The 11,729-nt window shown below is 64.7% G+C and carries 11 protein-coding genes; 2 read left to right on the top strand and 9 right to left on the bottom strand.

Translation table 11 applies throughout. From position 1 onward, the window contains the following. Positions 1–7: 7 nt before the first annotated feature. Both QX135_RS22105 and QX135_RS32455 read right to left on the bottom strand, forming a co-directional pair. Positions 8–1,228, bottom strand: a complete 1,221-nt coding sequence (locus QX135_RS22105) for an LL-diaminopimelate aminotransferase (protein ID WP_315737828.1) — start codon at positions 1,226–1,228, stop codon at positions 8–10. Positions 1,229–1,462: 234 nt separating this feature from the next. Beyond that, positions 1,463–1,651, bottom strand: a complete 189-nt coding sequence (locus tag QX135_RS32455; RefSeq protein WP_409997747.1) for a hypothetical protein — start codon at positions 1,649–1,651, stop codon at positions 1,463–1,465. A gap of 369 nt (positions 1,652–2,020) precedes the next feature. Here QX135_RS32455 and QX135_RS22095 point away from each other — a divergent pair, with 369 nt between their 5' ends. Together QX135_RS22095 and QX135_RS22090 are read left to right on the top strand one after the other, a co-directional pair. Continuing rightward, entirely contained in the window at positions 2,021–3,826 is a 1,806-nt protein-coding gene (locus tag QX135_RS22095; RefSeq protein WP_315772192.1) for a class I poly(R)-hydroxyalkanoic acid synthase, read from the top strand. Positions 3,827–3,899: 73 nt separating this feature from the next. Then, complete coding sequence (locus tag QX135_RS22090) at positions 3,900–4,298, top strand: MAPEG family protein (RefSeq protein WP_315737826.1); 399 nt, start codon at positions 3,900–3,902, stop codon at positions 4,296–4,298. 9 nt (positions 4,299–4,307) lie between these two features. On the opposite strand, the gene QX135_RS22085 is transcribed toward QX135_RS22090, so the two are convergent. From QX135_RS22085 to QX135_RS22055, 7 genes are all read right to left on the bottom strand, one after another. Then, positions 4,308–5,357: a LacI family DNA-binding transcriptional regulator gene (locus QX135_RS22085; RefSeq protein WP_316234280.1), complete on the bottom strand. Its 1,050-nt coding sequence runs from the start codon at positions 5,355–5,357 to the stop codon at positions 4,308–4,310. Beyond that, positions 5,354–5,998 (bottom strand): ThuA domain-containing protein, encoded by a 645-nt coding sequence (locus QX135_RS22080; protein WP_315712128.1) that lies wholly within the window; start codon positions 5,996–5,998, stop codon positions 5,354–5,356. The genes QX135_RS22085 and QX135_RS22080 overlap by 4 nt, the downstream gene beginning before the upstream one ends. 10 nt (positions 5,999–6,008) lie before the next feature. Continuing rightward, positions 6,009–7,106, bottom strand: coding sequence for a Gfo/Idh/MocA family oxidoreductase (locus QX135_RS22075; RefSeq protein WP_315811096.1), 1,098 nt, complete (start codon positions 7,104–7,106; stop codon positions 6,009–6,011). 22 nt (positions 7,107–7,128) lie between these two features. Next, positions 7,129–7,977: a carbohydrate ABC transporter permease gene (locus tag QX135_RS22070; protein ID WP_315798550.1), complete on the bottom strand. Its 849-nt coding sequence runs from the start codon at positions 7,975–7,977 to the stop codon at positions 7,129–7,131. Next, positions 7,970–8,911 (bottom strand): sugar ABC transporter permease, encoded by a 942-nt coding sequence (locus QX135_RS22065; protein WP_315811097.1) that lies wholly within the window; start codon positions 8,909–8,911, stop codon positions 7,970–7,972. Before QX135_RS22065 ends, QX135_RS22070 begins: the two co-directional genes overlap by 8 nt. Position 8,912: 1 nt before the next feature. After that, entirely contained in the window at positions 8,913–10,172 is a 1,260-nt protein-coding gene (locus QX135_RS22060) for an extracellular solute-binding protein (protein WP_315811098.1), read from the bottom strand. Positions 10,173–10,419: 247 nt separating this feature from the next. Further along, a complete protein-coding gene (locus QX135_RS22055) occupies positions 10,420–11,646 on the bottom strand; it encodes a threonine ammonia-lyase (RefSeq protein ID WP_315811099.1) in 1,227 nt (408 codons plus the stop codon). Positions 11,647–11,729 lie beyond the last annotated feature (83 nt).

Here is an 11,729-nt window from a genome sequence, read left to right as displayed (position 1 = left end):
GGAGGGTTCAACGCCGGTTGGCGATGGGAACGACGTTGTGCAACGTTTCGATCCCGCTTTCAAGGAAGCGGCGGACGCCGCGCGCGGCCTGCCGGATGCGCTGCTCGTTCTCGACCATCGCGATGCGGACATAGCCCTCGCCATGCTCGCCGAAGCCGACGCCCGGCGACACCGCCACGCCGGACTTCTCGACCATGAGCGTCGCGAACTGCATGCTGCCGAGGCTCTTGAACTTCTCCGGCAAAGGCGCCCAGGCGAACATCGAGGCCTCAGGCGACGGGATCTCCCAGCCGGCCCGGCCGAACGCCTCGACCAGCGTGTCGCGGCGCTTGCGATAGACGTCGCGCATCTCGCGGATGCAGTCGTCGGGACCGTTCAGGGCAGCCGTGGCCGCGACCTGCACCGGGGTGAACGCGCCGTAGTCGAGATACGATTTCACGCGGGCGAGCGCTGCGATGATGCGCTCGTTGCCGACGGCAAAGCCCATGCGCCAGCCGGCCATCGAATAGGTCTTCGACATCGAGGTGAACTCGACCGCGACATCCATCGCGCCAGGCACCTGCAGCACCGACGGCGGCGGGTTCTTGTCGTCGAAATACACCTCGGCATAAGCGAGGTCCGACAGGATGAGGATCTCGTGCTTCTTCGCGAATGCGACGAGGTCGCGATAGAAATCGAGGCTCGCGACATAGGCGGTCGGGTTGCTCGGATAGCAGACGATCAGCGCCAGCGGCTTCGGAATCGAATGAATGATCGCGCGCTCGGCCGCCTCGAAGAACTGCGGCGTCGGCTCCGAAGGCACCGAGCGGATCACGCCGCCCGCCATCAGGAACCCGAAGGCGTGGATCGGATAGCTCGGATTGGGACAGAGAATGACGTCGCCCGGCGCGGTGATCGCCTGCGCCACGTTGGCAAAGCCTTCCTTGGAGCCGAGCGTCGCCACGATCTGGGTGTCGGGATTGAGCTTCACCCCGAAACGGCGGTCGTAATAGGCCGCCTGCGCCCGGCGCAAGCCGACGATGCCGCGCGACGCCGAGTAGCGGTCGGTCCGCGGCTTGCCGAGGGTCTCCTTGAGCTTCTCCAGCACGTGCGGCGGCGCCGGCAGATCCGGATTGCCCATGCCGAGATCGATGATGTCGGCCCCGGCGTTCCGCGCGGCCGCCTTGGCCCGGTTGACCTGCTCGAACACGTAAGGCGGCAGACGGCGGATGCGATAGAAATCTTCCATGGGTCTCTCGGCTCCGGCAACCGGGGGCGGATTCGCCAGCAGAGCTGGCGCTGCGGCGACGCGGGCCATGCATTGAAACCGGTGCTGGATCAGGAGTTTAGCACGGGCTCGCGGCTTGGCTGGCAACGACACGCGGAGGTGTTGATGGCGGTGTTTTATCATGGCCGCCGCGCCACGCCAGACAATTACGCCGCTCAGAGCGGCCGATCTCCCAGCCCTTGGTCACCTGGCCGATCATTTGGGCCTGGTGGTGGTGCCCGCCGAAGCCTGGCGGTCACGCGCCGCGAGCAGCTCCTTTTCGATCTTGGCGCGCTCCTGCGGCGAAATGATCGGCGCATCGCGGTCGCGCGGCACGTCGTTGACGGGCAGATACCCGCCCGGCTCCTTGGGTCGGGCGACCGCATCCGCGTCGAGCGACGGCATGTCCGCGATTGGACTGGAGCACCCGGCAAGCGCGAGCGCGCCGAACACAACGAGCCCCGCAACAAGGGCGCGCCGTCCCGACCTCCAGCCTCGCCCCTGCGTCCCCACGCGCACGTCCCTCGGTCCCCAACTTCCAGTCAGCGGTGCCCAGTCCGACCGCGGCGCGGCGCATTTTGCCGCAGTACAACCAATTGTCACTCGAAACGTTACCGGCTTGAACAGGAATTTCATCCAGCTACGTGATCAACATGTCGGAAGCGAGAGATTTTTTCGCAACGCAACAATCAGAAATCGAATTTGTCGCAAACTCGCGGATTATTGATCTCGCGCGGTGACGAGACGGTCCCGACGCGATAGTGTGATTGAGCCATGACCGACGTTCAGAACAGCAGCAATCCAGAAAAAACATTCGATGCGGAAGCGTTCGCGATGAACATCGCGAAAGCCATGGAAAGCAGCGGCAAGGCGCTCTCGGCCTATCTGAAGCCGCGCGAGACAGGCGAAGTTCAGGACCGGCCACCGACCGAATTGACCGAGGTCGTCAAATCCTTCACCGCCGTCGCCGACTACTGGCTGTCGGACAAGGAGCGCGCCAGCGACATCCAGACCAAGATCGCCAAGGGCTATCTCGATTTGTGGGGCTCGGCCTCGCGCCGTCTCGCCGGCGAAGACGCACCCCCGGCCATTTCGCCCTCCCCGCGCGACAAGCGCTTCGCCGATCCGGAATGGAAGTCGAACCAGTTCTTCGATTTCGTGATGCAGGCCTATCTGCTGACGACGCAGTGGGCCCAGGACCTGGTCCACAATGCCGAAGGCCTCGATCCGCACACGCGCAAGAAGGCCGAGTTCTACGTCAACCAGATCATCAATGCGCTGGCGCCCTCGAATTTCGTCCTGACCAATCCGGAGGTGCTGCGGCAGACGGTGGCGTCGAGCGGCGACAATCTGGTGCGCGGCATGCAGATGCTCGCGGAGGACATCGAAGCCGGCAAGGGCTCGCTGAAGATCCGCCAGTCCGACCCGGGCAATCTCGAGGTCGGCGTCAACATGGCGACGACGCCGGGCAAGGTGATCTTCCAGAACGAGATGATGCAGTTGATCCAGTACGCGCCGACGACCGAGAACGTGCTGCGCACGCCGCTGCTGATCGTGCCGCCCTGGATCAACAAGTTCTACATCCTCGATCTGCGCCCCGAGAAATCCTTCATCAAATGGTGCGTCGATCAGGGCCTCACGGTGTTCGTGATCTCCTGGGTCAATCCCGACAAAAAGCTTGGGACCAAGACCTGGGATGACTACATGAAGGAAGGCCCGCTCACCGCGATGGACGTCATCGAGAAGGTGACGGGCGAGATGAAGGTGCACACGCTCGGCTACTGTGTCGGCGGCACCATGCTCGCGACCACGCTCGCCTGGCTCGCCGACAAGCGCCGCCAGCGCGTGACCTCGGCGACGTTCCTTGCCGCACAGGTCGACTTCACCCATGCCGGCGATCTGCTGGTGTTCGTCGACGAGACCCAGATCTCGGCGCTGGAGCGCGACATGCAGGCGTCGGGCGTGCTCGAGGGCAGCAAGATGGCGATGGCCTTCAACATGCTGCGTTCGAACGACCTGATCTGGTCCTATGTCGTCAACAATTACCTGAAAGGCCAGGCGCCGCAGGCGTTCGACCTGCTGCACTGGAACTCGGACGCCACGCGGATGTCGGCGGCGAACCATTCCTACTACCTGCGCAACTGCTATCTGGAGAACCGGCTGACGCAGGGCACGATGGTGCTGGATAACACGCTGCTGGATCTCTCCAAGGTGAAGGTGCCGGTCTACAACCTCGCCACCCGCGAGGACCACATCGCGCCGGCCGACTCCGTGCTGTACGGCTCGCAATTCTTCGGCGGGCCGGTGAAGTACGTGCTGTCGGGCTCCGGCCACATCGCCGGCGTCGTCAACCCGCCCTCCTCCGGCAAGTATCAGTACTGGACCAACGACCAGATCCACGACATCTCGCTGAAGGACTGGATCAAGGGCGCGCAGGAGCACAAGGGCTCCTGGTGGCCGGACTGGCGCGAATGGCTGAGCCAGCTCGATCCGGAAGAGGTTCCCGCGCGCGGCGTCGGCAGCGAGGCCTATCCACCGCTCGAGGATGCGCCGGGCTCCTATGTCCGCGTCCGCGCATAGCGTGATCCGCCGCGATTGACTATAACCGCTCCGTCCCGCCGGGACGGGACGGGAATCAGTTGAGGGGATCTCGATGACGCGCGAACTGTTCTGGCTGACGCTCACGGTCATTCTGACCGGCCTGCTGTGGGTTCCCTACATCCTGAACCGCTGCCAGGTCCGCGGCCTCACGGGCGCGATGGCCAACCCCTCCCGCAACGACAAGCCGCACGCGCCGTGGGCAACGCGGCTGATGTTCGCGCACGACAATGCGGTCGAGAACCTCGTGATCTTCGCGCCGCTGGTGCTGATCCTCAACGCGATCGACTATTCGACCAAATGGACCGTGCTCGCCTGCGCCGTCTATTTCTGGTCGCGGGTGGCCCACGTCATCGTCTACGCGATCGGCCTGCCCGTGTTCCGGACGCTGGCGTTCGTGGTCGGCTTCATCGCCCAGGCCATCCTGGCGCTCGCCATCTTCGGCTGGCTCTAGGCCGATCTGCTAGGGCAGATTGTCCCGCAGAAAGATATCGATGCGGATGCGCTCCTGGTCTGGACTGATCGGCTCCCCCGAGCAGTGCGCGAGCAGAATGCGCGCCGCCGAGCGCGCCTCGTGGCCGGGGTCCTGGTTGATGATGGCGTCCAGCGTTCCGCGGACCAGGAACCGCCGCGTGTGCTGGGTCAGCTCATGGGTGATCCAGACCACATCCCGGGCGCGGCCGGATGCCTCGAGCGCGTCGGCGATGCCACGGTTGCCGGCGCCGCAGCAGTAGATGCCGCGCAGATCCGGATGGCGGGCGAGCAGCGCGGCGGTCAGCTCCTGCGTGCGCTCGCTCTCATCGCGGCCCTCGATGGCCGGAAGCGCGAGCAGGTTCGGGTACTCGCTGGACAGGATCTGGTGAAAGCCGAATTGCCGCTCGGCATGATCGCGCAACGACAATGATCCCGCGATCACGGCAACCGTCCCCTCGCGGCCGCCGAGGTAGCGCCCCATCAGCGTGGCCGCCGTCCGTCCCGCGGCAGGGTTGTCGATGCCGACATAGTGCAGGCGGCGCGAGCTCGGGGCATCCGAGACCAGGGTCACCACCGCGACGCCGCGCGCGGTGAGCTCGTCGATCGCGGCGCGCACTCTGGGGTGATCCAGCGCGATGACCGCAACGCCCTGATAGGCCGGCGACAGGTTCTCCAGCGCACCGGCCAGCACGTCAGGATCGAACACGTCGACGTGGAGGATATCGATGAAGCCGCGCTGACCGGCCAGCCACTCTGCCGTGCGCTGGACCTGCTCGGTCAGGATGGTCATGAAGCTGTTGCCGCCGGTCGGCAGCACGAAGGCAAAGCGGAAGCTCTGGCCGCGCGCGAGCCGTGCCGCTGCGACGTCGGCGCGATAACCCAGCTTGGCAACAGCGGCCTCCACCCGGGCAACGGTCTTGGCACGCACGCCCTCGCGCCGGTTGATGACGCGGTCGACGGTGGCGAGCGACACGCCCGCCGTCCGCGCGACGTCCTCCAGCGTGGCCCGGACCGGTAACGGGTTCGCGTCAGCCGTCACTCGCGCGCCGCCCATAGCATGCCGCGGGTCATCAACGTCCGGATCTCCGGCACGTCGAGCTCGTAGGCGCGGTGGCCGAGCGAAGAATAGAATACCCTGCCCGCGCCGTAACGCTTCTTCCAGACCACCGGCATCACCACCCCCTCGATCCATGGGGCGTGCTCGCCGGTGAAGGTCGTGGTCGCCAACACCTCGTTGGCCGGATCGACGTGCATGTAATACTGCTCGGAACGGTGCTCGAAACTTGTCAGGCCCTTCATGATGGGATCGTCCGGCCTGGTCAAGTCGACCCGATAGTCGATGATGTTGCCGGGATGGGCGACCCATTGCCCGCCGCACAGGAACTGGTAGTCGACCGAATCGCGGAAGGCATCGCACATGCCGCCATGATGGCCGGCGAGCCCGACTCCGCTGCGCACCGCCGCGCAGAGATTGAGCGCTTCCGCCTTCTCGATCTTGGACATCGTGTAGATTGGAATGATTAGCGACAGATCGTGGATCGCAGGATCTGCGAACGCGGCCGTCGTGGTCTCGATCCGCACCTCGAAGCCTTCCGCCTTCAGCCAGCCGCGGATCATCGAGGCGCACAGATCGGGGTCATGTCCTGGCCAGCCGCCCCATACAATCATTGCCTTGCGCATGTCTCTGTCCTCAGTCGATCTGTCCGGTGTCGCGTCCAACAGGCAACATCGCCGGCCGCTCCACGCGGCTCTCGATCCTGACCCGCCGGCCTTCGTTTGCGGAGGTCTGGAACGCCTCCATGACCTCCAGCACGTGGAAGGCGAGCGCACCGCTAGCCCGATGCGGCCGGTCGTTCAGGATCGCGGTCGCCATATCGGCCACGCCGATGGAGCGGAACTCGCCGTCGACGTGACCATGCGTCAACGGCATCGTCTGCCAGTCGCCGCCGGTCTTGGCGACCTGGACCTCTCCACCGAAGCGGTTGGGGTCCGGCACCAGCATGCTACCCTCGGCGCCATAGATCTCGATGGGCGCGTGCCGGTGCTTCGGAACGTCGAAGCTCATCGTGACCGAGACCACCGCCCCGCTCTCGAACTCCAGCGTGCCCGCGACGTGGGTCGCGACCTCGACCGGGATCAGTGTGCCGTTCATCGGTTGGCTGGTGACAAGGCGCTCTGATCGCGGGCGCGCCGTGGAGCCCATGACGCTCACGACCGGGCCGAGCAGTTGCACGAGATCGGTGATGTAGTACGGGCCCATGTCGAGCATCGGCCCGCCGCCGCGCAGGTAATAGAAGCCCGGCGCCGGATGCCAGCGCTCATGGCCGGGACAGCCGAAGAACGCGCTGCCCGCGACAGGCGTGCCGATCGCGCCGTCGTCGATCAGCTTGCGCGCGGTCTGGTGGCCGCCGCCAAGGAACGTGTCGGGCGCGCAGCCGACCCGCAGATTCTTCTGCGCGGCAAGCTCGATCACCTTGCGGGCTTCCGCGACGTCGATTCCGAGCGGCTTCTCGGAATGCACGTGCTTGCCGGCATTCAGCACGGCGAGACTGACGTCGGTATGGGCGAGCGGCACGGTGAGATTGATGACGATCTCGACGTCATCGCGCTTCAGCAATTGATCGACCCGCATCGCCGGCAGGCCGAAGGCTGCGCCCTGTCGCTCGGCTGCGTCGCTGCGCATGTCGGCGAGCGCCTTGATGTCCAGAACGGGGAAGCGCTCGGCCGCCTTCAGATAGGCGGTGCTGATGTTGCCGCAGCCGATGATGCCGATGCCGACTTTTCTCATTGTGGTCTCCGTGAGGTCCCGTTCATCCCTTGACCGCGCCCGATGTCAGGCCAGCAACGATGTGCTTCTGCGCCAGGAGGAACAGAATGATGGTGGGCAGGATGGTCAGGGTGATGAAGGCGAGGATCAGGTGCCACTCGGACGAATACTCGCCCTGATAGACCATGATGCCGAGCGGCCATGGATACAGCGCATCGGTGTTGAGCATCACGAGCGGCAGCAGATAGGCGTTCCAGCTGTTGACGAAGGTGATGGTGCCGACCGTCGCCAGGATCGGGCGCGACAATGGCAACGTCACGTAGCGGAAGAATTTTATATAGCTGCAGCCGTCGACCAGCGCGGCCTCGAGCAGCTCGTAGGGGATGTCCTTGAAGAAGCGGCGCAGCAGCAGCACGCTCATGGCGAGGCTGAAGGCGACCTGCGGCAGTGCGACGCCGAAATAGGTGTCGAGCAGCCCGAGATCGCGCACCTTGATGAACAGCGGCAACACCGCGGTCGCCGCCGGAAACAGCAGACCGAGCGTCAAATAGCTCAAGAGCATCGAGCTGCCGTAGAATCGGACATGGGCAAAGGTGAAGGCCGCCATCGAGGCGACGATAAGAGTCAGGACGACCGTCAGCGTCGAGATGATCAGCGAATTGCGCAGCAGCTGCCAGTAGCGCCCGGAGAACAGGATGTCGGCATAGTTCTGCCACTCCCAATGCTGTGGCAGGCCGAACGGGTTGACGCGCAGCTCCCCGAGCGACTTGAAGCCACCGAGCAGCGTCGCAAGCAGCGGCACCAGCACGAAGATGGCGACGATGGCGAGGAACGCTGCCTTGAACAGCACGGCAGGATCGAACGGCGCCCTGGTGGCCTCGGCACTATTCATCGCGCATGAACCATCGTTTGTAGGTGAAGGCAAAGGTCACGCAGATCACGAACAGGATGACGCCGATGGCGCTGCCGTAGCCGACCCGCATGCGGGAGATGCCGTTGTTGTAGAGAAAGCTCACCATCGTATTCGAGGAGTCGGCGGGCCCTCCGCGCGTCAGCGGCATGACCAGGTCGAACAGCTGCAGCGAGCCGACAATGGCGAAGAACACCGAGAGCCGGATCGTCGGATGGAGCAAGGGAATGACGACGTGGCGCAGGCTCTGCGACCGCGTCGCACCGTCGATCCGGGCGGCCTCGATCAGGCTCTTGTCGATGCTCTGGAGCGCGGCGATGAACAGCATCATGTGGAAGCCGAAATACTTCCAGACGATCACGATCAGCACTGCCAGCATCGCCGTGTCGGTCGAGGCCAGGAGATGCGGCGGGTCGGCGCCAAAGCTGCGCCAGATCGAGGCGACCAGGCCGTAATCGCCGTCATAGACGAAGCTGAAGATCAGCCCGGTCGCGATCTCGGCGAGGATATAGGGCATGAAGAACAGCATCCGCAGCGCCACTGCGCCGCGGAACCGCTCCGCAAGCATCAAGGCCAGCGTCAGCGCAAGCGGTAGCTGGACACAAAGCGAGACCGCGACGATCAGACCATTGTTGCGAAGCGCGAGCCAGAACGCCCGTGTCTCCAGCACGAAGCGATAGTTGTCAAAGCCGATCCAGTTGGTCGGCCTGCCAAACCCATTCCAATTGAAGCCCGAGTACCAGGCGGCCTCGCCGATCGGCAGCACCACGAACAGCGTGAACAGCAGCAGCGCCGGCGGCAGGAACAGGATCAGGACGGTGAAGCGGCCGTCCCAGCTCGGGCCACGCACCGCGCGTGACGAGAGCGATGCCGGCGACACATCCATCGCCGGCGAGCCCGCGAATGGCCTTGCCACGTCAGTTGCCCTGCTTCCGCGCCGCCTCGATCGCCTTGGCGGCGTCCTGCGGGCTCATGCTGCCACCCGCGATCTCCGCGGAGACGTCGTTGACGACGCGACCGACCGAGGGGCCGAGGCTCTGGTCATAAAAGTTCTGGTGATAGTTCGATTTCGCCAGATTGGCGGCGATCAGCTTCATGAAGGAGTTGTTGAGGCCTGCCTCCGCGCCCTGCACCACCGGGATGACGAAATTCCCTGCCGCCAGCCGTGTCTGCACATCTTTCGAGATGAAGTACTTCAGGAAATCGACCGCTTCCTTCGGCGAGCCCTTGGTGACCAGCCAGCCGGTGATGCCGCCGAGCGTATCAGTCGGCGCGCCCTTGCCGCCGGCCACGGTGGGAAAATCGAACCAGCAGATCTTGTCCTCGCTCAACCCGACCTTATCGGCAGCGAGCGCGCGCTGGAGATTGTAGACCGAGCTGATCGCCAGCGTCATCGCCGCCTTGCCATCGCCGAAATAACCGACCGCCTGCGGATTCTTGAAGCCAAGAAAGCCGTTCTGGAACGGCTGCAAATCGACGAGCTGCTTGAACAGCTCGCCTGATTTGACGAAGGTGTCGCCGGCAAAGCCGCCATTCTCGCCACGCAGCGCCGCGTCGAATGCCGGCTTACCGCCGATCCGCACCGCAAGATGCGTCCAGTAGAAATGCAGCGGCCATTTGTCGGCGCCGCCGACCACGATCGGGGTCACGCCGGCCGCCTTCAACGTCTTCACGGCGCTCAGCAGATCGTTCCAGCTCTTGATCGCCGTGGGATCGACCTTCGCCTTGGCCATCAGCTCCTTGTTGCAGACGAAGCCGACCTGCGACAGCGAGATCGGCAAGCCGTAGACGTGGCCGCTGTCGGTGAATGCCGCGAGCGCCGCCGGAGTCACGCTGTCGCTGTAGCCTTTCACCTGCTCAGTGATGTCCTCGAGCACGCCAGCCTCGATCTGCGCCTTCAGGACACCGCCAGCCCAGCTGTAGATGATGTTCGGCCGGTCCTTGGATTGCAGGATAGTCGGCAGCTTGGCCTTGTAGGCCTCGTTCTCGAGGAACTGCATCTCGATCTTGACGCCCGGATGCGACGCCTCATAGGCGCGGACCACCTCCTCCCAGATCTTCACCTGGGCCGGATTGACCTCGATATGCAGCCATTTCACGGTCGTATCGGCGCTCGCGGCGTTGGCCCAGAGCAGGCATGCGGCAGCGGCGAGTCCCAGCTTCGCGAGCAGTCTCATCAGAAATCCTCCCAACCGTCTTTTTTGTTGCGGTAATCCTGTCCTCATTTTTTGAGGTACGCAACTGAAATTCTGACCGAGCAAACCTCAAACGTGTTCGCATTTGCGAACAGCTTCACGAGCAGACAGAGAGATTGCTAATTGGGCTGAGCAAGAATCGGCGGGCAGCCGCACGCGCCTTTCGCCTGGAAAATGCGGAGCGGACGTCTGCCGCACCGCGAAGGATCTGCTGGAGATCGCCTGACGCTCAGGTGCAGCGCGCCTTGAAATCGGCGGCCACCAGTTTTGCCATCACGTCGTTGAGATGCCCCTGGTCGCGCGTCTCGATCACCAGCTCCAGCAAGGTCGCCTTCGCCGGCAGGTCGGAGAACGTGCGCTGGTGCGACACCTCGATGATGTTGGCGCCTGCGTCCGCCAGCAATGTGGAGACGGCAGCAAGCTGTCCGGGACGATCGACGATGTCGATCGACAGCTGCGTCAGCCGCCCCTCGCGCGCCAGTTCGCGGGTGAGGACCGAGGCGATCAGCCGGGTGTCGATGTTGCCGCCGCTCAGCACAAGCCCGACATTGCATCCGGCAAACTGCGCGGGGTGCGCAAGCACGGCAGCGAGACCGGCCGCGCCGGCGCCTTCGACGACCGTCTTCTCGATCGAGATCAGGGTGGCGAGCGCCCGCTCGATCTGCGGTTCGGTGACGAGCAGGATGTCGTCGACGAGATGGCGGATGATCTCGGTCGTGATCCGGCCCGGCGATTTCACCGCGATGCCCTCGGCGAGCGTGTCGCCGCGCATCGGCAGCTGACTGCCGCGGATGGCGTTGTACATCGACGGATAGAGCTCGGCCTGAACGCCGACGATGCGCAAGCCCGGCTTGATCGCGCGCGCCGCGACTGCCATGCCGGAGATCAGCCCGCCGCCGCCGATCGGCACCACGAGCGTATCGAGCTCGGGGACCACCGCGAGCATCTCCAGCGCCACCGTGCCCTGCCCCGCGATGATCAGCGGATCGTCGTAAGGATGGATCATGGTCATGCCGAGAGCCGCGCCATGCTCCCTGGCGAACGCGCCCGCCTCCTCCAAGGTGGCGCCGGAAATCACGACCTCGGCGCCGTGCCGCCTGGTGTTCTCCACCTTCACCATCGGCGTGCCCACCGGCATCACGATGGTCGCGGGAATGCCGAGACGCCGCGCGTTGTAAGCGACGCCCTGCGCGTGGTTGCCGGCCGACATCGCGATCACGCCGCGTTCGCGCTGCTCGGCGGACAGCGCATTCAGCCGGTTCAGCGCGCCGCGCTCCTTGAACGAGGACGTGAACTGCAGGTTCTCGAATTTCAGCCAGATGTTGCATCCGCAGATCTCGCCGAGCGTCCGGCTCTGGTTGCAGGCGGTCGCGAGTACGGCGCCGTGGATGGTCGCCGCGGCGGCTCGCACATCGCTCACGGTGACGGCCAGCGCATTCAGATCGGTGGGGGTCATGGGTCTGCCCATTCCTCAGCGTGCGTCGTTGCACAGCGCGGCCGGCGGAACGCCGGCCGTCGCATGATGTTGCCGATCGTGCC

It is taken from the genome of Bradyrhizobium sp. SZCCHNR1098, assembly GCF_032489375.1.
Taxonomy (GTDB): Bacteria; Pseudomonadota; Alphaproteobacteria; order Rhizobiales; family Xanthobacteraceae; genus Bradyrhizobium.
This window is presented reverse-complemented; position numbering and strand designations above follow the sequence as displayed.